Origin of the sequence: Brevibacterium oceani (assembly GCF_013623835.1) — a bacterium.
GTDB classification, from domain to species: Bacteria; Actinomycetota; Actinomycetes; order Actinomycetales; family Brevibacteriaceae; genus Brevibacterium; species Brevibacterium oceani.
The window spans coordinates 20,541-45,526 of the sequence record NZ_JABKDE010000014.1; the positions used below are offsets into that span (position 1 = coordinate 20,541).

The following is a 24,986-nucleotide window of genomic DNA, read 5'->3' on the forward strand; positions in this document are numbered from 1 at the left end:
GCACACAACGCACTCAATGCGCAGAATGCGCTGAGTGAGCACAAGCGAGCAGTTCATGCCCAGGAACCTCTAAGGTGAGTCTCACATCACACTTGTCTTCAAAGGAGAAGTCCGTGCCAAAGGCGCCACCTCCCGGGGATGTTTCCGCGGGAACTCCCGCAGACTCCCCTGCCGGATCCTCACATCCGTCCCGACGCATGTTCGGCCGCATCGCCTACGGGGTGATCGCGGCAGCCGCGATCGGCACCGCCACGACCTATTCGGTCAGGGCCGCCTCGGCGAAGGGCGATCTGTCCTCGAACCTCACCCTCATCGCACCGGCCGGTGCCGGCGGCGGGTGGGACGGGTTCGCCCGAGAGACCCAGCAGTCAATGCGCGTCGAAGCGCTGGCCAACAACGCTCAGGTCGTCAACATTCCAGGCGCCGGAGGCACGATCGGCTTGGGCAGCTTCTCAACGATGCACAGCCAAGCCGACACCATTCTGGCCACAGGCACCGCCATGGTCGGCGGCATCGCGCTGAACAAGTCGCCCGTCGGATTCGATGACACCACGCTGCTGGCCCGTGTGGCCGAGGACTACGACGTGCTCATCGCCCCTGCCGATGCTCCGTACGACACCGTCGACGACGTCATCGCGGCGTGGAAAAAGAAGCCGAAGGACTTCGTATGGACCGGCGGATCGGCCGGTTCCGTCGACCACCTCACCATCGCCCAGCTCGCACTGCTCGGCAAGATCCCCGCCTCGGACATCACCTACATTCCGAAGTCCGGCGGCGGCGAAGCGATTCAGACGCTGCTCTCGGGCACGACCGACTTCGCCTCCTGCGGCTTCAACGAGGTCTCCGACCAGATCGAAGCCGGCAGGGTCAAAGCCATCGGAGTCGCCGCCCCCGAACGCGTCCAAGGCTTCGACGATGTCGCCACGATGTCCGAACAGGGCTACAAGATCACCCTGACCAACTGGCGCGGGTGGCTCGGTGCGCCAGGCATCACCGGCGACGAATCGAGCCAGCTGCTCGACATCCTCCAGGCCACCCGCGACAGCGCAGCCTGGAAGGATGCCCTCGAGCGCAACAAATGGACAGATGTGTGGCAGACCGGCGAGGAATTCGCCGAGTTCGTCAAGGAAGACACCTCACGGGTGGAGAAGCTTCTCAAGGAGTTGGGACTGTGAGCACGCAGACGCACACGAACACGGCCAGGACGGGCCACCTCGGCGAGGGCACCTGGTGGCAGGGTCGATCGGGACTCCTCGTTCCGCTCATCATGGGGGCATTCTCGACGTATCTGCTCGTGGGGATCCTCACCATGGAGGTCGCCGAGGATGCCGACAAGCCGGGTCCGCAGTTCTTCCCGATGATCATCATGATCGTCGGCTACGCGCTGACGATCCTGCTCACCATCGCCTATATCCGCAATCCCGAACCGGTCGACGTCGACGACGAGCAGCCCGCCGAGGCACAGGAGGACAGGGCGTTCTCGACGCCGGTCACCTCGGCAGTGGCCGCCTCCCGACTCGAACCGCACGAAGAGGATGAGCCGGCCGCGGACCGCAGGGCACTCGCCGAGGCGAAGGCCGCCGATGCGAAGCACCGGACTCACAGCGACTTCGTGTCCTTGGCCTGGGGCGCCGGCGGTTTCGCCGCCTTTGCCCTGATCCTCGAATTCGCCGGGTGGATCATCGCAGCGGCCCTCCTGTTCTGGTGCGTGGCGCGATCGATGGGGTCGAAGAAGCCTCTGTTCGACCTCACCGTGGCACTGACGTTTTCGTCCCTGGTCTATATCGCCTTCGCGGTGATGCTGGGGCTCAATCTTCCTTCGGGAATCCTGGGAGGTGGGTTCTGAGATGGACGCACTCATGTCCCTCTTCGAGGGCTTCGCTCACGCACTGACGCCGATGAACCTGCTGTGGGTCGTCGTCGGCTGCTTCCTCGGCACCGCCGTCGGCGTGCTGCCGGGTCTGGGTTCGTCGATGGCAGTGGCCCTGCTGCTGCCGATGACCTTCGCACTCGACCCCACCGGCGCGTTCATCATGTTCGCCGGCGTCTATTTCGGTGGTCTCTTCGGCGACTCGACGATGGCGATCCTCATGAACACCCCGGGCCAGGCCTCGGCGATCGCCTCGACGTTCGAAGGTCACAAGATGGCACGGGCCGGCCGGGCGCCGCAGGCTCTGGCCACGGCTGCGATCGGCGCGTTCATCGGCGGATTCATCTCCTGCTTCCTCGTCGTCTTCGTCGCTCCCGCTCTGGCGGACCTGTCGACGAGCTTCGGCCCGGCCGAGTACTTCGCGCTGGCGCTGTTCGCCTTCGTCGCCACGTCCTCGGTGGTTGCCGATTCGGTACTCAAGGGGCTCATGGCCCTGGTGCTGGGCATCGGGATCTCGGTCATCGGCATCGACTCGGTCTCGGGCACCGAGCGCTTCACCTTCGGAGTCCCCGAGCTCTTCGACGGAGTCTCCCTGGTCACGGTGACGGTCGGCATCCTGGCGCTCGGCGAGGTGTTCTTCATCGCCTCCCGGATCCGCCGGAAGGTCAACGACAACACGATCAACGCTTCGGGACGCCCGTACCTGTCCCGCAAGGAGTTCGGCGAGGCCCTCCCGGCGTGGCTGCGCGGCACGGCGATCGGTCTGCCCTTCGGAGTCATCCCCGTCGGCGGCGCCGATGTGCCGACGTTCATGGCCTACGGCCTCGAGCGCAAACTCGATTCCCGACGGAAGGACCCGCAGTTCGGCAAGGGTGCGATCCGCGGACTCGCCGGCCCCGAGGCGGCTGGTTCGGCGACGACGGGCATCGCCATGGGTGCGCTGCTGTCGTTGGGTCTGCCGATCTCGGCGACCGCGGCGATCATGTTGGCGGCGTTCCGTCAGTACGGTCTGCAGCCGGGACCGCTGCTCTTCGACCGCTCCCCCGAGCTCGTCTGGGGTCTGCTGGCGAGCTTCTTCATCGCGATGATCGTGCTGCTCATCATCAATCTGCCCTTCGCTCCCCTGTGGGCGAAGCTGCTGAAGATCCCGGATCCCTACCTCTACGGCGGCATCGCGGTCTTCTGCGGATTGGGCATCTACGCGACGTCGGCCTCGACGTTCGAGCTGCTCATCCTGCTGGGCATCGGCATCATCAGCTTCGTACTCAAACGCTATGGTGTGCCGTTGGCGCCGCTGATGATCGGCATGGTGCTCGGGCCTCTGGCCGAATCGAACCTGCGCGATGCGCTTCTGGCCGCCGGCGGTGATGCCGCGACCCTCGTGTCCTCGCCGATCACGATCGTGCTCTACCTCGTCCTCATCGGAGCCCTCGTCTACACCGGCATCGGACGGGTACTGGCGCGGAAGCGGCAGAAGCAGACGACGCAGGAGGTCCTCGCCCCGGCGAACTCGTCACAGAGCTGATCTCTGCCGCCGTTCAAGGCCACGCGCGGTGCCGCGGCGTCGTTCAAGGCCACGCGCGGTGCCGGGCCGTCGTTCAAGGCCACGCGCGGTGCCGGGCCGTCGTTCAAGGCCACGCGCGGTGCCGGGCCGTCGTTCAAGGCCACGCGCGGTGCCGGGCCGTCGTTCAAGGCCACGCGCGGATGTCGAGTCGCACACGACTCGACATCCGCGCTTCGTCTTGATTGAGGAAGTCTGGGCCGCCCGAACGGTGCCCCCAGAAGACCTCGTGGACCGGACCTCGTGGACCGGACCTCGTGGACCGTCTCCCGCGGCTCACGTCCGCGAGCGTTGAGCACCTGCCTCCTCGGCGGCCTCCTCGCCCACCTCGGCGTTCGCACCGGGCATGAGGCGACCCGCCCCCTTGAGCCCGAAGCTCGTGAGCACCGCGGCGATGAGGACGAGGACGACGGCAGCGCCGGCTGCCCACTGCACGCCGAGGTCGAAGGCGGAGACGGCCGCCTCGGTGATCCGGTCCCCCGCAGCAGCGCTCATCCTCTCGGCCTGTTCGAGGGCAGAGCCGAGGGTGTCGAACTCCGAGCGGCCCGCGCGGTCACCGATCGCAGACTGCAGTGCGGATCCGTAGACGAAGGTTGACAGTCCCCCGAGGACGGTGGTGCCGAGCACCGACCCGAATTCGTAGGCGGTCTCCGATATCGCCGAGGCGGCCCCCGCCTTGCGGGCCGGCACCGCGGCGAGGATGAGGTCGTTCGTGATGACCTCGGCTGTACCGAGTCCGATGCCGAGGATGAGGAAGGCCAGCATCATGCCCGCCACCGAATGATCGGGCGTGAAGGCGACGATGCCCATTCCGGTCGCGTTGAGCACCAGCGCGCACGGCACGACGACCCGCGGTTCGAAGCGGGCGACGATCGGCACCGCGAGGTAGCCGGCCGCGATCGAGGTCGCCAGCCCTGGAATGAGGACGAGGGCCGCCTCGACCGGGGAGAGGCCGAGCACGAGTTGGAGCAGCTGGGTGCCGAAGTAGAGGAATCCGGCCAGGCCCATGACGCTGAGCAGGTTCGAGGCCACCGCCGAGGTGAAGACTCGGTTGGCAAAGAGCCTGACGTCGAGCATGGGGTTCGGTGTGGCGAGCTGGCGCAGCACGAAGCTCGCGCCGGCGACGATCGCCACGGACAGGCTGGCCCAGAAGAGGATGTCGATGCCTTCGGACATGCTGTGTTTGATCGCGTAGACCAGCGGGGCGAGGGCGAGCATCGACAGGACGATGGAGAACGGGTCGAAGCGGCCGGGGTTCGGGTCGCGGGATTCGGGCAGCAGCACGGCAGCCGCAGGAATGAATAGGGCGATCAGCGGCAGGTTGATGAAGAACACCGAGCTCCAGTGGAAGTGCTCGAGCAGGATGCCGCCGAGGATCGGCCCGAGCGCGGCACCGCCGGAGAACATCGCAGCCCAGGTGGCGATCGCGATCCGGCGGTCCTTGTCGTGGTCGAAGATATTGCGGATGAGCGACAGCGTCGAGGGCATGAGCGTAGCGCCGAAGAGGCCGAGCAGGGCACGGGCGATGATGAGCATCTCGGCCGATGTCGAGAACGCGGCAAGCAGCGAGGCTGCGCCGAATCCGCTCGCGCCGATGATGAGCAGCTTCCGACGGCCGACACGATCGCCGAGGCTGCCCATCGCCACCAGCAGACCGGCGAGCATGAGCGGGTAGATGTCGACGATCCACAGCAGCTGCACTCCGGTCGGGTGCAGCCCGGTGCTGATGGCCGGGATGGCGAAGCCGAGCACCGTGTTGTCGATCGAGATCAACAGCACGGGGATCATGAGCACAGCCAGGCCGACCCATTCGCGTCGGCCGGCGCGCAGCTGAGGAGTCAGTGTCGTCGTCATACGCTCAACTGTACCGTCTGGACGGTACAGTTTAAAGGGCAGAGCTCGCCAGGTCAGGAAAGTCACACGAGGCATTGTCCCGAAAGCGGGTCCGCTCAATCCAAGGGCCTGGACCGGCTTCGTCGTGCCGGGCGGCCGGGGCGGTCCCATCGACTAGGCTCGTGAGTATGGCACGCAATCCGACCGAGACCCGAGAGAAGCTGCTCGACGCCTTCGACACCCTCCTCGACGAGCACGGCACGTCGGGAACCACACTCGATGCGGTGGCCGCGAAGGCCGGAGTCTCGAAGGGCGGCCTGCTCTATCACTTCGGCTCGAAGGCCGAGCTCATCAAGGGCAGTCTCGAGCGGCTCGACCGCCTCGTCGCCGAGGATGTCGAGGAGATGAAGGCCGCCGGCGATCGTCTCCACTACTACTATCTCGAGACCTCGGCCGAGGTCGGCACGCCTCTCGACCGCAGCCTCATCGCCGCAGGCTGCCTGGCACTGGAGAACGACGACGCGAAGGCGGCGCTGCGCAAGACCCGGGAAGCGTGGTTCGACACACTCAACGAGCACCTCGGCGATGCGGATCTGGCGATGACGATCCAGCTCATCGGCGACGGCATGTACTTCAATCAGAACTTCGGGCTCTCACAGGATGAGGCCCTCGAGCACGTCAAGCGCATCCTCACGCGTCTGGGCCTGTGAGCAAAGATCCCATTCGTCAGACTCTCAATCGTCATGAGCGCTGAGTTCAGGACGATCCATGCGGGACTCCACCCACGAATCCCGCACGCATCGTCCTGAACTCGGCTGACAATACCCTATTGACTCAAGCGCGATAGCCTGTGGACAGCGAAACTTCATCCACAGGGCCAAATCTCACCGTTCAGTTCTCGCGCCAGATGAACGATGCTAATGCCTATGTCCAATGGTGCCCGCTGGCAGATGCATGACTTTGCGCAAGTGTTTCGTACCCGAGATCATGGCGCGAGAGGAATCACCAGACACAGCGTCTACCACTCCGCACGCTACGAGGAAGTGCTCCCTGGCGTGCGCATGGACATGGAGAGGTTCGACCGACGCCCGACTCCGATCTGGGCCGATGCAGATTGGCTCTTCGACGCCCAAAGACTCCGAGCAGCGCTCCTCCTCTATCCGGGCATCGCGGCCTGTCATGCGATGGCCGCTCGACTCTACGGATGGCCGCTGCCGTCGAATTGGCTCACCCCACAACTCCACCTTGCTACCGCGAATCCGAACTCACGTATCCGACTCGCCCAGGTCACCCTCCACCGCACTGCGTCGATGTCGGTCAGGCAATGGTTCGGCCTACCGGTCCTCTCCCCCGAAGACATCTTCATCGGCTTCGGCAGCAATCTGCTCCACCGCGACCTGGTGAAACTCGGCGATGCGGCTGTCGGCAACTGGCACGGCCCGCCCCAGATCGGACTCGACGAGCTGCGCAGCTGTGTGCGCAATCGACCGTTCGTCCGCGGTCGACAACGGCTCGTCGATGCCCTCGACTGCGTCCGCGAATCTGTCGACTCTCCACCGGAGACTGACCTCCGGCTGTGGGCCGTCGAGGTTGGCCTCCCAGAACCCCTGGTCCATCCGAAGGTTCATTGCCACACTCTTGGGCGTGTGGTCGAACCGGACCTCGGCTACCCGGACGCCAAGCTCGCTTTGGAATACGAAGGTGCCCACCACTTCCAGTCGAAGCGGCAGCGTGTGAGCGATCTCAACCGTGATGAAGGACTGCGCGCCGAGGGGTGGACCGTCCTCCATGTGACGAGCACCGTCAACTACCGGCAGCTAGAGACGAAGATCCGTCATCATCTGGGGCTGTCCGAGCCGCACAAGGCTTAGATGTACCTTGTTCGAGCGCATCAGGCCCCCAAAATACAGCAAGTTCCGGACGATGTGTGCGGGAATCGGCGCTGAATTCCCGCACACATCGTCCGGAACTCGCCGGAACCAGGCACCCGCACCGCGCCTCAGCTCAGGTGGTGGACCTCCTGCAGGCCGTAGACCGGAGTGTCGATCCCTTCGTAGCGGGCCTTGAGCTGCAGCGCCAAATAGAGCGAGTAGTGCCTGGCCTGGTGGAGGTTGCCACCCATGAACCACAGGTTCTCCTGCTGCGTGGGCTTCCACATATTGCGCTGCTCGCCCTCCCACGGACCCGGGTCCTTCGTCGTCTCCGAGCCGAGTCCCCAGCATTTGCCGACCTTGTCCGCGGTCTCCTGGTCGACGAGGTCGGCGACCCAGCCGTTCATCGAACCGTAGCCGGTTGCATAGACGACGAGGTCGGCCGGCAGTTCCGTCCCGTCGGAAAGCGCGACGGCATCCTCGGTGAGGTGGTCGACCTGCCCCTTGACGAGTTTGACCCTGCCGTCGGCGACGAGTTCGGCCGACCCGACGTCGATGTAGTAGCCCGAGCCGCGGCGCAGGTATTTGAGGAACAGACCGGAGTCGTCGTCGCCGAAGTCGAGCTCGAATCCTGCTGCCTCCATCCGCTCGTAGAAGTCGCGATCGCGTTCCCGGATCTGGTCGTAGAGCGGGATCTGGAATTCGTGCATGATCCGATACGGCAGCGACGCGAAGATGAGATCGGCCTTCTCCGTCGTCACTCCGTTTTCCAACGCACGTTCGGAGTAGAGGTCGCCCATCGCGATGTCCACGAGCGAATCGCTCTTGACGATGTGCGTGCTCGAGCGCTGAACCATCGTGACATCGGCTCCGTGCTCGTACAGCGCTCCGCAGATATCGAAGGCCGAGTTGTTGCTGCCGATGACGACGACCTTCTTGTCCGCGTAAGCGTCCGGTCCCGGGTGTTGGGAGGAGTGCTGCTGCTCGCCCTTGAAGACGTCCGCACCGGGGAAGGTGGGAATGTTCGGTTTGCCCGACATCCCCGTCGCCATCACCAGATGCGTCGGGTGCAACGTGAGCTTCTCCCCGCCGCGGTCGATCTCGACCGTCCACCGGCCGGCCTCCTCGTCATAGCTCGCCGAGGTGGCTTTCGTAGCCGACCAATACGGAATCTCCATCACCTTCGTGTAGGACTCCAACCAGTCCGCGATCTTGTCCTTCGGCGCGAACACCGGCCAGTTGTCCGGAAACTTCATATACGGCAGGTGGTCGTACCAGACCGGATCGTGCAGACACAGGGACTTGTACCGTGAGCGCCATTGGTCGCCGGGCCGATCCCACCGGTCGATGACGAGGGACGAGACCCCGAGCTGCCGGAGGCGAGCGCCGAGGGCGATTCCGCCCTGTCCCCCACCGACAACGAGGATGTACGGGTCGGCTGTGTGACCCCAAGCGGCATCCTCCTCGGCGAGCTTTTCCGACCAGCTCTTCCGGTCGGGGTCTACGCCGTGCTCGGCTCCCTTGATCCTTCGGGGGCCGCGCGGCTCTTCGTGGCCGGCGAGCTCCTGCAGGGAGGTGAGCAGGGTCCAGGCCTTGGTGCCGTCCTCATCGATGAGGCGGACGAGGCCCTTTCCCCGTCCCACCGAGGTGGCGAACGTGAACCAGGCTTCGGTGACCCCGTCGTCGGTGACCGCCGGTTCGGCGAGTTCGAATTCGGACGGTGAGACGCGGTCGAGGTTGTGGGTGAGCAGATCGGTGACGCCGTCGGGATTCTCCACCGTCTTGAGGTTCCAGGTGAAGGACACGAGGTCCCTCCAGTAGCTGGCGGTGGCGAACAGGCCGGCCGCGGCGGGGATGTCGCGGGTGGCCAGAGCGGATTCGAAGTCCTCCAGCCATTTTGTGGCGATGTCATCGGCCGTCTGCTGCGGGCGTTCGATCGTCGTGGTCATCTCTCATTCCTCCTCGTTGAGTTCAGTGAGTCCACGCTATGCCGCGCAGAAGGAGACCGGAAGAGTTGCACCGAGTTGCACGGCGGATACGTGGTCCGGCGGCCGTACTCCGGTCGTGCTTCGCCTCCCCGCGCCGAGGAAAACGAAGCCCATGGCCAGGTGGACGTACCGCACCTATACTCAAGGCATGCTTCAGCCGGATCTGGCGCATCTTGCCAGGGATCTGACACGCATTCACGATGCTGTGATCACCGGGGCCTCGCCGCCGGTGCAACCGCGCGCGCTCGTCAAGCGGTCGTGGGACCGAATGCTGCGCTTGGGCCTCGATCCGGCCGGCGCCAATCGTCGGGTCGTCGACGATGAGGCAGAGGTCGAATCGCGCCGGCAGCGCTCGCGGCTGCGGCTCGTGGTCGAGGAGATGCGCTCGGTGCTGCTTCGCGCTCCGGACGCCGCACCGTTCATCCTCGTCGTCACCGATGTCGACGGGGTCATTCTGTGGCGAGACGGGGCCGCCTCGGCGAGGCATCAGGCTGATAGCCTCGGCTTCGTCGAGGGAGCGCACTGGTCGGAGTCCGTCGTCGGTACGAATGCCATCGGCACGGCTCTGGCCGAGGAGACCGACGTCCAGCTCTTCTCCGCCGAGCATTTCGAATCCACCCAGCACCCCTGGTACTGCAGCGCGGTGCCGGTGCACGACCCGCACACCGGCGCCCTCTTGGGGATCGTCGACATCAGCGGGCCGGCCATGACTCTCCATCCTGCGGTGCAGTCCCTGGTGACGACGGCGGTCCGACTCGCCGAGGCGCGGCTGATGATCGCCCAGCAGGAGCAGCTGAACAGTCTGCGCGACCGGATGTCGGCGATGCTCGCCGGTTCACCCGGGCCGGCGCTCGTCGTCGACGATGAGGGCTGGGTGGCCTATCAGCAGGGAGTGCGCAGCCGAGACCGCATCGAGGCGCCTGTGGCCGACCGCTCGATCCTCATCCCCGGGGCGGGCCTGTGCCTGCCCGAACGGATCACCGGCGGTTGGCTGCTGCGGCCCACCGGCGACCGTCGCGCCTCGGTGATCCTGCGGACCGCCGCCGATCCACCCGTGCTCGACATCGATTCGGGAGCAAATCCGTTCGTCGTTCCGCTCACGCCGCGGCGGGCGCAGATTCTGGCGGCGGTCACCTCGGCGGGGGCGGCCGGAATCAGCGCCGCCGAGCTGAGCCGGCATCTCTACGGCGACTGTGACCATGTGGTCACCGTCCGCGCCGAGGTGTCCCGCCTCCGCCGCTCGATCGGTGCCCTGCTCGCCACCCGGCCCTACCGGTGGGCCGACGGGGTGAGCGCGCGGGTGGAGTGATGGTCAGTCCCCGTGCGGGACGACGACGGCTCGACCGGAGAGTTCACCGGCCTGGAGCCTACGGTAGGCCTCGAGCCCGTCATCGAGGCTGAAGCGTTCTACCTCGGGAACGATCTGTCCGGCCCTGTACATGTCAACGACCTCATGGAGGTCTTCGATCGTGCCCCAGTAAGTGTTAGTCAACGTCGCCTCGTAGGGGCTGGTGAAGAACGACCATTCGTATGAGCCGCCTGCAATGCCGACAATCGTGCAACGACCCATTCGAGCCATCGTCTGTGCGGCAACGGCCACAGTTCCCGAGGCGCCGACGAAGTCGAAAGCCGCGTCGACGCCCCGACCGCCGGTGATCTCACGAATTCGGGCGACTTGGTCATCACCGCCGCCGACGGTGACCGCGCCGGCCGCTTCTGCCTTGGCCATGGCCTCAGGCTTCATGTCCGTGGCGATGATCGTCGCACCGGTCAGCGCCGAGAGGATCTGCACCGCAATCTGGCCGAGTCCACCCAGACCGATCACGAGAGCGAAGCGCCCACCGCCCGCGAGGTTCGGCAGCGAATTCTTGATCGCGTGGTACGGGGTCAAGCCGGCGTCGGAGAGTGGCGCCGCAGCCACCGGATCAGCATCTCCGAGCGGCACAAGGTTGCGGGCAGGGACGGTGACGTATTCGGCCATTCCGCCGTCACGACCGAGTCCGATGCCGAGGTATGGGTTTGTTGCGGCGTTCTCACAGTAGGTGTCCTGGCCGCGCGAGCACGCGCGACAGCGACCACAGCCGATCGGACCATACACGAGGTACGCGTCGCCCTTGCTGAATCCGGATACTCCAGGGCCGAGATCTTCGACCCATCCCGAGTTCTCATGTCCTAAGACGAATGGAGGCGGCACCGATCCGGGACCGCCTTCTTCAAAATCGTTGTAGACAGCAACGTCAGAATGGCAAGCTCCGGCTCCAGCGACCTTGAGCAGAACTTCGCCAGGTCCAGGTGTCGGTGTGTCAATGTCCTTAAGAGTGGGGAAGGTCTTGAAGTTGTCGAACACGATCGCTTTCATCGAGTGATCTCCTCTCGTGTCAATCGGAACGGAGAAACGCCGTCCCGATTGACACAATAGACCTCACGACGAATGCACCGACATTGATATTGCCTGGTGGACGGGACTGTTTCAGCACCTAGGAAGTCGGCAGCTGACCCCGCACAGTCTTTCAAATCGTCTCAATGCTCACTCCGAATCCGCCCCGCGGTAGGTGCCCACCGACCACAGCACGCCTTCCGGATCCTGGATGGCGAAGTCGAGGGATCCGTAGTCCTGTTCGGTCAGTCCCATGACCTCGGTGGCACCAGCGGCGAGCGCTCGGGCGTGGAGTTCGCGGACGTTGTCCGCGGCCAGGTAGACCGACCCCGAGGCGACTCCTGCCTTCGTCATCACTCCCTCGTCGCGGGCGGAGCCGAACATCACTCCCCCACCGGCCGGCCACCGCAGCTCGGCGTGCTCGACTCGGCCCGGGTCATCCGGATTCGTGTATTCGGCTGCGACCTCGAAACCGAGCGCCTCCTGTAGGAATGCGATCGCCGCCTTGGCGTCGCGGTAGCGGAAGGTGGGCCAGACATTGGCTCCCTGGTTGGTCTCCGACATGGCGATTCCTTTCCCTCTGTTCATCGGGCCGAAGCTGTGCGCCCGGCCGCTGTCACCATCGTCGGCGACGTTCGTGCGCCGCGTATTGGAGAAATGGGAACTCGCCGAGGCGGCTCCGAGTTCCGCTCAAACGTGAACTGAGTGAGCGGCATGGTTATCGACAACGGAGTCATCGACCGCGGACAATCGCGCCACGTCATCACCACGCAGCCATCCCTGCGGGCTGGTTCCGGTCAGCGCTCTGAAGTCCCGGTTGAGATGAGATTGGTCGGCGTAGCCGCAGGTCGCAGCGATTTCGGCCAACGGGACCCTGCCCACAGCGATGAGCCGGCGGGCGCGGTCGAAGCGCAGCACCCGGGAGGCGTCTTTCGGGCCGATCCCGAGCTCGGATCGAAACTGAGAGGCGAGGTGACGCCTGCTCCACCCGATCCGGTCGGCGATGAGAGAGACGGGGAGTCCGCCACGGCCGACGGCGATTTGTCGCCACGATTCGACCACCTCGGCGCGGGGATTCCTCCGGTCGCCGAGGCACCGGATGAGCACATCATCGATGGCGTCGAACCGGCACGGCCAGCTCTGCGCCGCATTGACCCTGTCATGGAGCTCGGCCGCAAGAGGCCGGGAAACCACGTCGAGGTCATAGGTGCGATGGGCGAAGTCAGCGGCCGGGATGCCGAAGAGTGCCCGCGGGGCGAATGGGCCGAAGTTGATCTGGATGCCTGCCATCGTGCCGCTGTGCCGGATGAGCGTCGAACGCAGGTGGAGGCCGGCGAGGAGCACGTCGAAGCTCTCGCTCTCCCCCGTCCCTGGATCGACCTGGCACAGAGGCTCGTCGATCGCAACGATGAATGCCAGCGCTCCCGAGGGCAGACCGAGGTGCGTCCCCGCGGGGACGCCTGAGATGTCGTAGCCGACGTAATCGCCGACGAAGGGTCGCAGGCGCGGGTGCGGGGCACGAACAAGGTCATCGGATCGCACCGCGGACATGTCGTCAGTGTAGACCCGCCTCGGCGACCGTCGTGAAGTAAAATCGCACCAACGGATCTCAGACTTCGACGAACGGTTCCCCCTGCATTGACACTCTCCGAACAGGCCTACGGTGCGATCGAGGACATGATCATCCACGGCAGACTCGAAGCCGGGTCCTATGTCACGGAGAATCAGATCATCGAGAAGGTCGGCCTGGGGCGCACCCCGATTCGCGAAGCGCTGCAGCGACTCTCGAACGAACACATGGTGACGATCCGTCCGCGCAAGGGCATCTACATCCCCATCCTCAACTTCGAGACCGAGCTACGGATCCTCGAGGTGAGACGCGAACTCGACGTCGTCGCCGTCCGTTTGGCAGCGAAGCGCGCCACCGAGGACCAGCGGAGCCAGATGCGGGCCATGGCCGAACGGCTCGATCACCTCGACGCCGACCTCGCCAGTTACGCCGAGACCATCCGCGAGACACACCAGCTGCTCGCAGATGCGACGAAGAACCCCTACCTCGTTGAGTCCATGCTGCCGCTGCAGAATCTCTCCCGGCGTTATTGGGTCTCGAACATCATCGACCCCGCCCCGGAGATCACCACAAGTTCTGCCTGCCACGCTAGGATGCTACGCGGAGCGGCAGACCGTGACCCTGAGTCCGCCGAGGCGGCCGCCTACGAACTCAACGACTACCTCGTCGATTTCGCGACCCGTTCGGCAAGGGATTCCTGACCATGGCATAACCCTGCCATCTTTGAGTCCCGACAGCCCAGAACTGTGGCGCGGGCCCCACTCACGAGACGAACGCGAGCTGACTCAGGTCGGATTCCCCGACAGCCCCGCCTGTGCGTCCCCATCGGCACCCGGCACACGCATCTCGAAGGTCTCTGTGACCACGGTGTAGTCGAAGTACCCCATCCTCGGCGACGCGTACAAGTGTTCGCTTCAGGGAGGAAATTCTCGCCATTGGGAATCCGAAGTGGAGCATGACCGGCACGTTACCCCGGAGCGGCGTCAAGCCTCAATGAACCCTGCGAGAATGAGACAAGCAACCTGAGTACTTCGCCAGGTGTTCCCACTTGACGGGCAGATGTCGAAGGGCGGAACAGACGCACTGTCTGTTCCGCCCTTCGACGATTGGTCCGATCTGGGACGTGCCCAGGCAACCCCTCAGTCCAGCAGGTCGTGTCGCACGATCGACTGTTCGCGGTCGGGGCCGACGCCGATGACCGACATCCGGCAGCCCGAGAGCTCCTCGAGGGCCAGCACGTACTTCTGCGCGTTCTCCGGCAGGTCGTCGAAGGTCCGGGCCGTGGTGATGTCCTCGGTCCAGCCGTCGAAGTACTCGAAGATCGGCTTCGCGTGGTGGAACTCGGTCTGGGACACCGGCATCTCGTCGACGCGCTGCCCGTCGACGTCGTAGGCGACGCAGACGGGGATCCGGTCGATGCCGGTGAGCACGTCGAGCTTGGTCAGCACGTAGTCGGTGAAGCCGTTGGTCCGTGCCGCGTAGCGGGCGATGACCGCGTCGTACCAACCGCACCGGCGCGGGCGTCCGGTGTTGACGCCGAATTCTCCGCCGGCCTTCTGCAGGTACTCGCCCATCTCGTCGAAGAGCTCGGTCGGGAACGGGCCGGCACCGACCCGCGTGGTGTAGGCCTTGACGATGCCGACGACGCGGTTGATCCGCGTCGGTCCGATGCCCGTCCCCACACAGGAGCCGCCGGCTGTCGGGTTCGAGGAGGTGACGAACGGGTAGGTGCCGTGGTCGACGTCGAGCATCGTCGCCTGGCCGCCCTCCATGACGATGACCTCTCCGCGGTCGAGCGCCTCATTGAGCATGAGCTCGGTCTCGGCGACGTAGGGGCGCAGTCGTTCGATGAAGGGTTCGAAGTAGTCGACGATCTCATCGACGGACACGGCGCGACGGTTGTAGACCTTGACCAGCAGTTCGTTCTTCTGCCGCAGCGAACCCTCGATCTTCTGCCGCAGGATGGACTCGTCGAAGACGTCCTGCACGCGGATGCCCAGGCGTCCGATCTTGTCCATGTACGCCGGGCCGATGCCGCGGCCCGTGGTGCCGATGGCGCGCTTGCCGAGGAACCTCTCCGTCACCTTGTCCAACGTCTGGTGATAAGGCGCAACGAGGTGGGCGTTGGCCGAGATCCTCAGCTTCGAGGTGTCCGCACCGCGGGATTCGAGTGCATCGATCTCTTCGAAGAGCGCCTCGAGGTTGACGACGACGCCGTTGCCGATGACCGGGGTGACGTTCGGTGAGAGGATTCCCGCGGGCAGGAGCTTGAGTTCGTACTTCTCTCCCCCGACGACGACGGTGTGGCCGGCATTGTTCCCGCCGTTGGGCTTGACCACGTAGTCGACGCTGGTGCCGAGGATGTCGGTGGTCTTACCTTTACCTTCGTCGCCCCACTGAGCGCCGACGACAACGATTGCTGGCATGAGAGTGCTTCACCTCGAAGTGAGAGGGGGATGTCATTACTCGCTAAGTCTACTGGGTCACACCGACACGGCCGTCAGTGGGAGCATCCCCTCGCCAGCCTGGAGCCACCTCGGCGAGGGAGGGCGGACCCGATCGCCGACTCGCCCGCAGACTCCCGCGATCCACATCCTTGTTCGGCAGGTCACCCGGCCCTATGCTGAGGTCACCACGTAACCCGTCGTTCGGGCAGGAGCCTTCTGAACGTCGCCGGAGCAGTCGACTTCAGGGCATCACCGCTCAAAGGAGGTCGCTCATGTCCACCACCTCAGTGAATCCGGCCACGAATTCTTCGCAGCACCCGGACCTGCCCTACGCCACCCGTCGCGACAAGCTCGTCGGATCCGTCATCGACGCCTCCACCACGCTGCTGGCCGCCTACGACCACGACATCGTCAAGTTCGGGATGGGCGCACCCGCCCCGGACATGCTGCCGGCCGATGACTTCGCGCGCATCGCCGCCGACGTCTTCTCCCCCGCGAACTTCACCTACGGGGAGACGAAGGGCGAACCGGTCCTGATCGACGCTCTTCACGAATACCTCGCCTCCACCGAGCAGATCCCCGCCGAACAGCAGGGCGACCTCGATCGCCTCCTCATCACCTCCGGCGGCATGCAGGGCCTCGACCTCGGATTCAAGCTCTTCGTCAGCCCCGGCGACCTCGTCGCCTGCGAGTCGCCCACCTACACCAACGGTTCGGCCACAGCCATGAGCTACGAGGCCGAGATCCTCGAGATCCCCGTCGACGAGGACGGCATGCAGGTCGAGGCTCTCGAGGAGCACACCGCCCGCACCGGTCGCGCGCCGAAGGTCATCTACACGGTCCCGACGTTCCAGAATCCGGCCGGGGTGACGATGTCCCTGCCCCGCCGCGAACGCCTGCTGGCGTTCGCCCACCGGCACGGCTCGGTCATCATCGAGGACAATCCTTACGGCATGCTCCGGTTCGACGGTGAGTCGATTCCCGCGCTGAGTGATCTCAGCCCGAACGATCCCCTCATCTTCGGCGTCCACACCTTCTCGAAGTTCGTCGCCCCGGGTCTGCGGGTCGGCTGGATCGACGTCGACCCGTCCGTCCGCGACCTCGCGGTCAATGCGAAGCAGACGATGGACACGTGCGCGCCCGTACCCAACCAGCACCTCATCGCCCGCTGGCTGTCCGAGGGCGGCGCGGACTCCCACGTGTCGACCCTGCGCGAGGCCTACCGAGAGCGCAAGATCACCATGGCCGACGGCCTGACCAGGCACTTTCCCGGCGAGGTCCGGGCCACCGATCCCGACGGCGGGTTCTTCCTGTGGGTGACCTTCGAGGACGAATCGATCAACACCGAGGCCCTCATGCCGACCGCCTTGGAGGAAGGCGTCGCCTACATTCCGGGCCCTGCGTTCTCCCCGGCCGGGCACTTCTCGAACGCCTTGCGCCTGTGCTTCGCCTCGAATACCCCCGACCGCATCGACGAGGGCCTGCAGCGTCTGCGTCGGGCGCTCGACCGCCACCGAGGCTGAGTCTCCGACCCTCGCCGAGGCGGCCACCGCGGCTCTGACCATCCCCGAGGCGGCCACCGAGGCTGAGACCCTGCCCGTCCCCGAGGCGGCCGCACGGCAGAAGAACCGCACCGCCTCGCCCACGCGCGGACGCGCACGATCACGTGACGACGCCCGCCCGCACCGACGCGGCGCGGCCCCGATTGCCTCGGTGCCGCGCCGCGTACCGCTCCCGGAGGTCATTCCGGGATCGATTCCCTGTCACTCACTCCATGCTCATACCCTTGGCCGGAGCGATCCGCGACATCGAGCGGGCCGGGATCGCCGAGGCGAGCACCGCAGCGAGGATCGCGGCCACCGCGATCAGTCCGACCTGACCCGGCGGTACGGACAGCACCGGCTCCGAGCCCGCTGGGGTGATCGAAGCCGTCCCGACCCAGCCGAAGAACGTTCCGACGCCGGCCCCGACGACGAGGGCGATGACCGTCATCAGCAGCGATTCGATGGTGATCATCCGTGACATCGCCCGCCGGGTGAATCCGAGTGCGCGCAGCAGCGCACCTTCCCGACGTCGGTCGATGACCGAGAGCGTGAGCGTATTGCTCACCCCGATCACCGCGATGACCACGGCGGCCGCGAGCAGTCCGAGCACCACGGCCAGCGCCACCTGGAACATCGACGCGAACTGCGCGCGGTTCAGTGCCGGTTCCGGGTCGGCCTTCACTCCGACGGCGTCGAGTTCGGAGTTCAGGGCCTCGATCTGCGACGTCGACGCATCGTCTGAGATCTTCGCCCAGGTCTGCTCGCCGAGGTCGCCCCCGGCGGCAGCATCGATGTGTTCGGCGTCCGCCCCGCTGACGAGGGCCGTCCCCGCGGGGACGTCGTACGAGGTGACGACCTTGAGCACGGTTTCCTTCCCACCGATGCTGATCGTCGCGGATCCGCCGTCGATGTCGTCTGCGGAGTCATCGATGCCGACCGACGTCGGGTCGAGCATCACCGTGCCCTGGTCGACGTCGTAGCCGTCGCTGCGGACGACATCGGAGTCGGCGGCCGCCTCGGCGCTGGTGATCGACAGATCATCGGAGCTTTCGTGTCCGTCGACCTCCAATGAGGCGGAGGCGGCAGGAACGTTCACCCGGTCCTCGACGATCGGCGAGTCATCGAGCACGGACTCGGCCTTCTTCCCGATCCCGGGCTCCGATCCCGACCCGGCACCAGATCCCGACCCTGCCGGGCCGGCTTCGGAGACCACGAGGTCGACGGGGGTGTCCTTCGCAGTCGCGAGTTCGAGGGTGCGCTGCAGGCTCGCCGAACCGACGACGACCGCGGTGACGAGCGTGATGCCGATGAGCAGGGCTCCCGTCGTCGAGGCGGTCCGTCCGCCTGCTGTGCTCGCCGATCGTCCGGCCAGCTGCACGCTCGGTGAGCGCCGGGTGAAGACCCCGAGGATCCGGGCGAGGAGGGCCACGAGCGGCGGCACGAACACCCGGGTGCCGAGCAGCAGGGCCACGAAGAGGGCGAAGCAGCCGAGGATGCCGAGCACCACGGACTGGGAGGAGGCGCCGAGAAGGCAGGTACCGATTCCGATCGCGCCGACGACGACCGCCAGCGTCAGGCGCACCCAGCGGATCCGCGGAGCAGCGGCGGGCACGTCGACCGGGCGCAGCGCCTCGATGGGCGAGACCCGGGAGGACCGGATCGCCGGGATGAGCCCCGCCGCGACGGTGACGAGGATGCCGACGACCGGACCGACGATGAGGGCCGCTGGGGTCACGGCCACCTCGCCGAATTCGGGCATCCAGAACGCTCGCGCGGCTGCCGAGAGCCCCCACCCGAGGAGGAATCCGAGGCCGAGGCCGAGCACGGATCCGATGACGCCGAGGCCGAGGCTCTCGAGCACAGCGGCCCCACGCACCTGCGACCGGGAGGCCCCGACGGCACGGAAGAGCGCGAGCACGCGGGTGCGGGAGGCGACGAGCACGTTGAAGGTGTTCGAGATGACGAGCGCGGCGACTCCTGCCGCGAGCAGACCGAAGGCGATGCCGATCGTCGAGAGTATGTCGGTGGAGTCCGAGAGCGCTTCGAGTTGGTCCTCGACGACCTCGTCGACGGTCTGCACCGTCGCCGCATCACCGGCCCCGGCACCGGCCACGGCACTCGTGACCGCCTCGGCGAGTGTGGTCCGATCGGTTCCATCGGCGGCCACGACCCGGATCGAATCCGGGACGAGTTCCCCGGGAGCCGATTTCAGCCCCGAGTCGGTGAGGTAGAGGCTCAGCCCCGAAGCAGAGGAGCCGGGCATGATGCCCGAGACCGTCAGCGTCGGGCCGTCGTCCGAGCTGCGCCCCGACCCGTCGAAGGTCCCGAGGGTCAGGGTGTCGCCGACGCCGACGCCGAGGGTCTTCGCATCAGCTTCCCGGAGCATGACCTCGTCATCGTCGGCAGGGGTCGACCCCTCGAGGAGGCCGTGCTGACCTTCGGGGACGTTCGTCGCTGTCCCCGACACCGAGGTTCCCGACGAGGTGACCGAGACGAAGGAGGATTCGGTGAGCTGAGCACTCTTGACACCGTCGGCCTCGGAGATCGTCGCCGCGAGGTCGTCGGTGAGCGGAGAGGATTCTCCCTCCGCGTCACCCGCGGTTCCCGGATCGTCGCTCTCGGTCGCGGTGACAGCGACATCGGCGCCGGCCCATTCGGCCTGCACCTGGTTGCGCAGGGTGTCGCCGAAGGCCTGGGAGAAGAGGAGGGCGGCGACGATGAAGGCCACCGACACGGCGATCGCGATGACCGCCGCGCCCAGCCGCCCGGAGGCGCCGCGCAGATTGGACCAGGCGATGCGGATCATCGGGCACCTCCCGCATTCGTCACGTTCATCAGCGCGGTGGCCACGGAATCGGGGTTCGGTTCGGTGAGTTCCCCGGCGAGGCGACCGTCGGCGAGCAGGACGACGCGGTCGGCGCGGGCGGCGGCACGCGGGTCGTGGGTGACCATGACGACGGTCTGGCCGAGTTCGTCGACCGAGGCCCGGAGGATGCCGAGCACCTCCTCGCCGGCGTTCGAGTCGAGGTTGCCGGTGGGTTCGTCGGCGACGATGACATCGGGCCGGGCCACCAGTGCCCGGGCGACGGCGACCCGCTGCTGCTGACCGCCGGAGAGTTCGTGCGGTCGGTGCTTGAGACGTTCCCCGAGACCGAGGAGGTCGACGATGCGCCGGAACATCTGCCGGTCAGGTTTCGCCCCGGTCAGCTGCGAGGGCAGGAGGATGTTCTCTTCGGCGTTCATCGCCGGCACGAGGTTGAAGGACTGGAAGACGAAGCCGATGCGGTCGCGACGGATCGCGGTGAGTCGGCGATCGTTGAGCTTCGACAGCGGGGTCTCGCCGATGAAGACCTCACCGGAATCGGGAGTGTCGAGTCCGGCGAGCATGTTGAGCAGCGTCGACTTCCCGGATCCGGAGGGGCCCATGATCGCGGTGAAGCGACCGGATTCGATGTCGAGGCTGAGGTTGTCCAGCGGGCGGACCGTCGCGTCGCCCTCGCCGTAGGTCTTGCGCAGACCGATCGCCTGGATCGCGGTCGGCCGTGCCGGGGCGTTCATCGACATCGGGGGCGCCGCGGGGGCTGTGCCGGGGGCGGCGGTCGGGGACTGGCGGGTGTCGTGGTTCGTCGGTGATGTGTTCATGCCTCCAGCTTCGTCGCCGCCCCCACCTGGGCGCATCGGACCGGAGGATGGTCTTCGAGGGACTCAGCGGCCGCCTCGGCGATGGGGTGTCATACCTGGGGATGACACGTGTGCGAGCGCGCGCCGGACAGGGTCACTGTCCGGGGCCGACGAGCCCGGCTTCGTAGGCGAGGACGACGGCTTGGACCCGATCGCGAGCCTCGAGCTTCATGAGGATGCGTCCGACGTGGGTCTTCACCGTCGGCTGGGCGAGGAAGAGACGTTCGCCGATCTCCGTGTTCGACAGCCCGGTGGCGATGAGCACGAGCACTTCCCGTTCCCGTGGAGTCAGCGATGCGAGACGGCGGGCGTCGGCATCGTCGAGCAGCGGCGTGTGCACCCGGTTCGACTCCGTCGGCATGGCCCCGTTATGCCCGGTCGGAGAGTTCCCGTCCGACGCCGGCCCGTGTCCCTCCGTCGGCCGAGATGCGTCAGGCTTCGTCGGCGCAGAACCACCGCCGCCGAGGTGGGGCAGCAGCTGATTGTCGAGCAGGCGTCTCGTCGTGGTGGGGGCGATAACCGCTCCCCCGTCGACGACGGTGCGGATCGAGTCGAGGAGCACCTCGGGCAGGGTGTCCTTGAGCAGGAATCCGGAGGCCCCGGCGCGCAGCGCTCGCAGCGCATAGTCGTCATCGTCGAAGGTCGTGAGCACGATGATCTTCGGGGTCCGGATCCGTCCCGAGTCGGCGAGCGCGAGGATCTGTTCGGTGGCGTCGATCCCGTCCACGCGCGGCATCCGCACGTCCATGAGCACGATGTCGGGCTGTTCCGCCCGAACCGTCTCGACTCCGGCCGCGCCGTCGGCGGCCTGTCCGACCACCCTGAGGTCCGGCTGCGAGTCGATGACCATCGAGAAGCCGGCACGCACGAGGGACTGATCGTCGACGAGGACGACGCGCAGCACCGCGTCAGTGTTCTCACTCATCATCGACCCTCCGTCTCGCCATCGTCGGGAGTCACGACAGCGGCAAGGGCAGAGGCAGCGTCGTCGGAGGCCTGGGCAGTGCTCAGTCGGCGGGACAGCGGGAAGCGGGCCTCGACGAGGAAACCGGTCGTCGATCCGAAGGCGTGACCAGGCACATTGCCTGAGGCGAACCCGGGAACATCCCGACGCGAGTCATCCCGAGCGACTGTGTTCCGACGGGAGTCACCCCGACCGGTCGCGCCCGGTCCCGATTCCTTCCCGTCCGGGCGGCCGACGCCGGTCGACCGGATCGGGCGTGCCGTCAGCGATCCTCCGTAGAGCGAGGCGCGTTCGCGCATGCCGACGATGCCGTGGCCTCGGCCGCTCTCGACTCCGCCATCGGCAGCACCTGCGCCGCCGACACCGTTCGCGCCGCCAGCGCCGCCTCCGTCATCGCTGATGCGAATGATGAGTTCGTCGCCGTCGAGCTGCAGCGACACGTGTGCGCGGGCGCCGCTGCCGGCGTGTTTGAGCACGTTCGTCAGCGCCTCCTGGACGATGCGGTAGACGGCGAGCGCCGCACCGTCGGGCAGCAGGTCGTTCTTCACCGTCTCGACCCCGACGAGTGAGACGGCGAGTCCCGCCGAACGCAGATCGCTGACCAGTGAATCGAGATCCGAGATGCCCGGCAGCGGTGCCGCTGACCGGCCGGAGTCCTCATCGGAGCGGAGGAAGCCGAGCAGGGATCGGGTCTGCGCGAGCGCGTCCCTGCCGGTCCCGGCGATCGTCTCGAGCACCTCGGCGGCCTTGGCAGGGTCCGCTTTCGCGGCGAACCGCCCGCCGTCGGCCTGCGCGATGATGACGGAGAGCGAATGGGCGATGACGTCGTGCATCTCGCGGGCGATGCGCATGCGTTCGGCGTCCGCGGCCAGACGGGTCTCTGATTCGCGCTCCTGTTCGAGGAGACGATTGCGCTCCCAGATGCTCTCGAGCTCCCGGCGCCGGCGGTAGCCGACCCCGCCGAGCAGCCAGGCGATGAGCACGATCGCCGCCGACAGCGCCACGACCGTGCCCAGCAGCAGGTACGATCCCGCTTCCAGAGGTCGGGACCCGGGTCCGATCGTCGACTGCAGAAGAACGAGGTACATCCACCCGCCCAGCATCACCGAGCCGGTCAGTCCGAGTCCGAGCACGATGCGTCCGTGCGTGCGGCTGCCCCATGCCGTCGTCGAGAAGATGGTGAGCGGGACCGCGACGATGCCGAGGTTGGGGCCCGTCATCGTGAGCACGCCGAGCAGGAAGCCGGCGGCGATGAGCGACGAACTGAGCAGCGGGCGCGTGCGTCGCAGCGCCAGCGGTGCTGTCTCGAGCACGGCGATGGCGATCTGGACGAACGACGGCACCATCGACACGACGTTCGTCTGCGCGATGGACACGGCGGTGAGGACTCCGAAGAACGTGACGGGCAGTGCCCAGAACAGCGAGTCGAGGATCCACGGACGGGCGGTGAGGAACCTCCGCAGACGTTCAGAACCACCGAAACGTCCCGTGTCGTGCTCCGACGAGGCGGTGGCCGAGAGAGTGCGGGAGTCCATGGCCTTCATGCTAGTGGGGTCGGCTGATCCGCCGCATCATACCCAGGTCTGACCTCCGCCAGGCCCACCGCTCCACCCGGCCCACCTCCGCTGGCCGCACCTCCACCTGACCTCTCCCATGTGCCACAGCCCATGTGTCACAATGAAAGGGACTCGTGCGCGTCGTTGCCGGCGCAGACGTGTCGCGGCGGTGGGGCTCGCCGCACCCAACCTCGGCTTCTGCGAATTCCGAACCCGGAGAGACGCTCCGAACCCGGAGAGTCGACAACAGTCCCTACCTCAACCGGCGTCAGCATGCCCGAAAGGTAGGAAACACATGACCCCGCAATCCGAACCCAGAGTCCGCATCGTCGTCGGCCTCGTGCCCGATCAGCCCGCCGAGGTGCTCGAGACGGCCGCGACCTTCGCCGAGCGCTTCGATGCCGAGCTCATCCTCGCCCATGTCGATGACTCCCGGTACACCGTCGAGGTCCAGCCCGATGGTGAACTCGTCACGATGCCCATCGACCCCGATCTCACCACCGAGGCTGCCGACGACCTCGACGCCGACCTCCTTGCCGACATTTCCCGCACCCTCGAGGGCCGCAATGTCGAGTGGACGACTCGGACGCTTGCCGGCGGACCGATGTGGGAGCTCGATCGACTCGCCGAGGCGGTCGACGCCGCGATGATCATCATCGGCGTGCGCAAATCCGGCATCAAGGGCTCCCTCCACGAGTTCTTCAACGGCTCCGTCGCGATCCAGCTCGCGCAGAACCAGCATCGCCCGCTCGTCGTCGTTCCGCTCCGTGACCGCGACCGACGCCGGAAGGCGTATCCGGGGAAGGACGCCGAGGCGGACCGCGCATGAGCCGCCCGGTTCACCTGCGTGCCACCTACCTCGGTCTCGCCGTTGCCGGCGGCACGATCGGCACCGCCGCGCGTGAGGGCATCAGCCTCGCCGTGCCCGAAATCGACGGAATACCCGTGGCGATCTTCGCAATCAACATACTCGGCGCGTTCCTCCTCGGACTCCTCCTCGAATCGCTGGCCCGCTGCGGACCCGACGTCGGCGGGCGCAGGAGACTGCGCATCCTCGTGGGCACCGGGTTCATGGGCGGGTTCACCACCTACAGCGCGCTCGCGACGGATGCCGCGAGCCTCCTCGGCGAAGGTCGTGCCGGGATCGGGATCGGCTACGGTCTGGCCACGGTCGTCCTCGGCGGGTTGGCCACCTGGGCGGGGATCGCGCTCGGGACTCTCAGACGGAGCCGCCCGGATGCGAGCGAGGTTCCTGTGGATCCCGACCTCGCCGAGAACGGAGGCCCGCGATGAGCATTCTCCTGTTCGCAGCGATCGCCGTGGCCGGCGGACTCGGGGCTGGCATGCGGATGGTCCTCGACGGGCTCATCAAGTCCCGGACCACCGGTCCGACCCCGTGGGGCACGATCATCATCAACGTCTCCGGATCGCTCGCCCTCGGATTCGTCACAGGCCTGGCCGCGCAGGCGCTGTTGCCCGAATCATGGCATCTCGTCATCGGCACGGGCTTCCTCGGCGGGTACACGACGTTCTCGACGTCCAGCGTCGAGACGGTGCGCCTGCTCCAGGAGCGCAAGTGGGCGATCAGCCTCGTCAACGGCCTCGGCACGCTCATCACAGCGACCGCGGCGGCAGGGCTGGGACTGTGGTTCGGCGGCATCGCCTGGTGAGTCCGGCCCTCCCGCGACGCAGCAGCGTCTGCCCTCTGCTCGGATCAACCGCAG

General features: G+C 66.5%; 21 protein-coding genes. 11 read left to right on the plus strand and 10 right to left on the minus strand.

Features of this window, described 5'->3' with window-relative positions; all coding sequences use genetic code 11:
- Positions 1 to 113: 113 nt before the first annotated feature.
- From HK401_RS19875 to HK401_RS19885, 3 genes are read left to right on the plus strand one after another with little or no spacing between them, the layout of a single operon-like run.
- Positions 114 to 1,175, plus strand: a complete 1,062-nt coding sequence (locus HK401_RS19875) for a Bug family tripartite tricarboxylate transporter substrate binding protein (RefSeq protein WP_309136058.1) — start codon at positions 114 to 116, stop codon at positions 1,173 to 1,175.
- Positions 1,172 to 1,846 carry a tripartite tricarboxylate transporter TctB family protein gene (locus HK401_RS19880; RefSeq protein ID WP_309136059.1) on the plus strand — a complete coding sequence of 225 codons (675 nt, stop codon included), beginning with the start codon at positions 1,172 to 1,174 and terminating at the stop codon, positions 1,844 to 1,846. The genes HK401_RS19875 and HK401_RS19880 overlap by 4 nt, the downstream gene beginning before the upstream one ends.
- A gap of 1 nt (position 1,847) precedes the next feature.
- Positions 1,848 to 3,395, plus strand: a complete 1,548-nt coding sequence (locus tag HK401_RS19885) for a tripartite tricarboxylate transporter permease (protein ID WP_181276410.1) — start codon at positions 1,848 to 1,850, stop codon at positions 3,393 to 3,395.
- Between the two features lie 312 nt (positions 3,396 to 3,707).
- Here HK401_RS19885 and HK401_RS19890 read toward each other — a convergent pair whose 3' ends face one another.
- Positions 3,708 to 5,285: an MFS transporter gene (locus HK401_RS19890; RefSeq protein ID WP_181276411.1), complete on the minus strand. Its 1,578-nt coding sequence runs from the start codon at positions 5,283 to 5,285 to the stop codon at positions 3,708 to 3,710.
- A gap of 167 nt (positions 5,286 to 5,452) precedes the next feature.
- Between HK401_RS19890 and HK401_RS19895 the strand changes: the two genes are divergently transcribed.
- Entirely contained in the window at positions 5,453 to 5,974 is a 522-nt protein-coding gene (locus HK401_RS19895) for a TetR/AcrR family transcriptional regulator (RefSeq protein ID WP_181276413.1), read from the plus strand.
- A gap of 351 nt (positions 5,975 to 6,325) precedes the next feature.
- Positions 6,326 to 7,135 (plus strand): putative endonuclease domain-containing protein, encoded by an 810-nt coding sequence (locus HK401_RS19900; protein WP_258234367.1) that lies wholly within the window; start codon positions 6,326 to 6,328, stop codon positions 7,133 to 7,135.
- Between the two features lie 128 nt (positions 7,136 to 7,263).
- Here HK401_RS19900 and HK401_RS19905 read toward each other — a convergent pair whose 3' ends face one another.
- Complete coding sequence (locus HK401_RS19905) at positions 7,264 to 9,084, minus strand: flavin-containing monooxygenase (protein WP_181276415.1); 1,821 nt, start codon at positions 9,082 to 9,084, stop codon at positions 7,264 to 7,266.
- A 187-nt stretch (positions 9,085 to 9,271) separates the two neighbouring features.
- On the opposite strand from HK401_RS19905, the gene HK401_RS19910 reads away from it, so the two are divergent.
- The gene (locus HK401_RS19910; RefSeq protein ID WP_258234368.1) at positions 9,272 to 10,432 is read left to right on the plus strand and encodes a GAF domain-containing protein; all 1,161 of its coding nucleotides are present in this window, start codon (positions 9,272 to 9,274) and stop codon (positions 10,430 to 10,432) included.
- 3 nt (positions 10,433 to 10,435) lie between these two features.
- On the opposite strand, the gene HK401_RS19915 is transcribed toward HK401_RS19910, so the two are convergent.
- The 3 genes from HK401_RS19915 to HK401_RS19925 all read right to left on the minus strand — a co-directional run bounded on the left by HK401_RS19915 (position 10,436) and on the right by HK401_RS19925 (position 13,051).
- Positions 10,436 to 11,482 carry an NAD(P)-dependent alcohol dehydrogenase gene (locus HK401_RS19915; RefSeq protein ID WP_181276418.1) on the minus strand — a complete coding sequence of 349 codons (1,047 nt, stop codon included), beginning with the start codon at positions 11,480 to 11,482 and terminating at the stop codon, positions 10,436 to 10,438.
- A gap of 168 nt (positions 11,483 to 11,650) precedes the next feature.
- Entirely contained in the window at positions 11,651 to 12,064 is a 414-nt protein-coding gene (locus HK401_RS19920; protein WP_181276419.1) for a VOC family protein, read from the minus strand.
- 126 nt (positions 12,065 to 12,190) lie between these two features.
- Complete coding sequence (locus HK401_RS19925; protein WP_181276420.1) at positions 12,191 to 13,051, minus strand: helix-turn-helix transcriptional regulator; 861 nt, start codon at positions 13,049 to 13,051, stop codon at positions 12,191 to 12,193.
- An 87-nt stretch (positions 13,052 to 13,138) separates the two neighbouring features.
- Here HK401_RS19925 and HK401_RS19930 point away from each other — a divergent pair, with 87 nt between their 5' ends.
- The gene (locus HK401_RS19930; protein WP_181276421.1) at positions 13,139 to 13,771 is read left to right on the plus strand and encodes a GntR family transcriptional regulator; all 633 of its coding nucleotides are present in this window, start codon (positions 13,139 to 13,141) and stop codon (positions 13,769 to 13,771) included.
- A gap of 438 nt (positions 13,772 to 14,209) precedes the next feature.
- Here HK401_RS19930 and HK401_RS19935 read toward each other — a convergent pair whose 3' ends face one another.
- Entirely contained in the window at positions 14,210 to 15,496 is a 1,287-nt protein-coding gene (locus tag HK401_RS19935) for an adenylosuccinate synthase (RefSeq protein WP_181276422.1), read from the minus strand.
- Positions 15,497 to 15,789: 293 nt separating this feature from the next.
- On the opposite strand from HK401_RS19935, the gene HK401_RS19940 reads away from it, so the two are divergent.
- Positions 15,790 to 17,040, plus strand: a complete 1,251-nt coding sequence (locus HK401_RS19940) for an aminotransferase-like domain-containing protein (RefSeq protein ID WP_181276423.1) — start codon at positions 15,790 to 15,792, stop codon at positions 17,038 to 17,040.
- Positions 17,041 to 17,284: 244 nt separating this feature from the next.
- Here HK401_RS19940 and HK401_RS19945 read toward each other — a convergent pair whose 3' ends face one another.
- The 4 genes from HK401_RS19945 to HK401_RS19960 all read right to left on the minus strand — a co-directional run bounded on the left by HK401_RS19945 (position 17,285) and on the right by HK401_RS19960 (position 23,241).
- Complete coding sequence (locus HK401_RS19945; protein ID WP_181276425.1) at positions 17,285 to 19,867, minus strand: ABC transporter permease; 2,583 nt, start codon at positions 19,865 to 19,867, stop codon at positions 17,285 to 17,287.
- On the minus strand, positions 19,864 to 20,703 hold the full coding sequence (locus HK401_RS19950; RefSeq protein ID WP_373563666.1) for an ABC transporter ATP-binding protein: 840 nt from the start codon (positions 20,701 to 20,703) through the stop codon (positions 19,864 to 19,866). The genes HK401_RS19945 and HK401_RS19950 overlap by 4 nt, the downstream gene beginning before the upstream one ends.
- Before the next feature lie 133 nt (positions 20,704 to 20,836).
- Positions 20,837 to 21,667: a response regulator transcription factor gene (locus HK401_RS19955; RefSeq protein ID WP_181276426.1), complete on the minus strand. Its 831-nt coding sequence runs from the start codon at positions 21,665 to 21,667 to the stop codon at positions 20,837 to 20,839.
- Positions 21,667 to 23,241 carry a sensor histidine kinase gene (locus tag HK401_RS19960; RefSeq protein ID WP_181276427.1) on the minus strand — a complete coding sequence of 525 codons (1,575 nt, stop codon included), beginning with the start codon at positions 23,239 to 23,241 and terminating at the stop codon, positions 21,667 to 21,669. Before HK401_RS19960 ends, HK401_RS19955 begins: the two co-directional genes overlap by 1 nt.
- Positions 23,242 to 23,557: 316 nt before the next feature.
- Between HK401_RS19960 and HK401_RS19965 the strand changes: the two genes are divergently transcribed.
- Genes HK401_RS19965 through crcB form a run of 3 tightly spaced genes read left to right on the plus strand, consistent with a single transcriptional unit; the run spans position 23,558 to position 24,932 of the window.
- Positions 23,558 to 24,091, plus strand: a complete 534-nt coding sequence (locus HK401_RS19965; RefSeq protein ID WP_181276428.1) for a universal stress protein — start codon at positions 23,558 to 23,560, stop codon at positions 24,089 to 24,091.
- The gene (locus tag HK401_RS19970) at positions 24,088 to 24,555 is read left to right on the plus strand and encodes a fluoride efflux transporter FluC (RefSeq protein WP_181276429.1); all 468 of its coding nucleotides are present in this window, start codon (positions 24,088 to 24,090) and stop codon (positions 24,553 to 24,555) included. The genes HK401_RS19965 and HK401_RS19970 overlap by 4 nt, the downstream gene beginning before the upstream one ends.
- Entirely contained in the window at positions 24,552 to 24,932 is a 381-nt protein-coding gene (crcB, locus tag HK401_RS19975) for a fluoride efflux transporter CrcB (protein ID WP_181276430.1), read from the plus strand. Before HK401_RS19970 ends, crcB begins: the two co-directional genes overlap by 4 nt.
- The last annotated feature ends 54 nt before the right edge of the window (positions 24,933 to 24,986 follow it).

Bases quoted from the DNA above. Each gene is read 5' to 3' on its own strand.
- HK401_RS19960 (WP_181276427.1), bottom strand. From the start codon at position 23,241: ATGGACTCCCGCACTCTCTCGGCCACCGCCTCGTCGGAGCACGACACG.
- HK401_RS19970 (WP_181276429.1), top strand. From the start codon at position 24,088: ATGAGCCGCCCGGTTCACCTGCGTGCCACCTACCTCGGTCTCGCCGTT.
- HK401_RS19895 (WP_181276413.1), top strand. From the start codon at position 5,453: ATGGCACGCAATCCGACCGAGACCCGAGAGAAGCTGCTCGACGCCTTC.
- crcB (WP_181276430.1), top strand. From the start codon at position 24,552: ATGAGCATTCTCCTGTTCGCAGCGATCGCCGTGGCCGGCGGACTCGGG.
- HK401_RS19900 (WP_258234367.1), top strand. From the start codon at position 6,326: ATGGACATGGAGAGGTTCGACCGACGCCCGACTCCGATCTGGGCCGAT.
- HK401_RS19915 (WP_181276418.1), bottom strand. From the start codon at position 11,482: ATGAAAGCGATCGTGTTCGACAACTTCAAGACCTTCCCCACTCTTAAG.
- HK401_RS19945 (WP_181276425.1), bottom strand. From the start codon at position 19,867: ATGATCCGCATCGCCTGGTCCAATCTGCGCGGCGCCTCCGGGCGGCTG.
- HK401_RS19910 (WP_258234368.1), top strand. From the start codon at position 9,272: ATGCTTCAGCCGGATCTGGCGCATCTTGCCAGGGATCTGACACGCATT.
- HK401_RS19890 (WP_181276411.1), bottom strand. From the start codon at position 5,285: ATGACGACGACACTGACTCCTCAGCTGCGCGCCGGCCGACGCGAATGG.
- HK401_RS19955 (WP_181276426.1), bottom strand. From the start codon at position 21,667: ATGAGTGAGAACACTGACGCGGTGCTGCGCGTCGTCCTCGTCGACGAT.
- HK401_RS19965 (WP_181276428.1), top strand. From the start codon at position 23,558: ATGACCCCGCAATCCGAACCCAGAGTCCGCATCGTCGTCGGCCTCGTG.
- HK401_RS19950 (WP_373563666.1), bottom strand. From the start codon at position 20,703: ATGAACACATCACCGACGAACCACGACACCCGCCAGTCCCCGACCGCC.
- HK401_RS19925 (WP_181276420.1), bottom strand. From the start codon at position 13,051: ATGTCCGCGGTGCGATCCGATGACCTTGTTCGTGCCCCGCACCCGCGC.
- HK401_RS19940 (WP_181276423.1), top strand. From the start codon at position 15,790: ATGTCCACCACCTCAGTGAATCCGGCCACGAATTCTTCGCAGCACCCG.
- HK401_RS19885 (WP_181276410.1), top strand. From the start codon at position 1,848: ATGGACGCACTCATGTCCCTCTTCGAGGGCTTCGCTCACGCACTGACG.
- HK401_RS19905 (WP_181276415.1), bottom strand. From the start codon at position 9,084: ATGACCACGACGATCGAACGCCCGCAGCAGACGGCCGATGACATCGCC.
- HK401_RS19935 (WP_181276422.1), bottom strand. From the start codon at position 15,496: ATGCCAGCAATCGTTGTCGTCGGCGCTCAGTGGGGCGACGAAGGTAAA.
- HK401_RS19920 (WP_181276419.1), bottom strand. From the start codon at position 12,064: ATGTCGGAGACCAACCAGGGAGCCAATGTCTGGCCCACCTTCCGCTAC.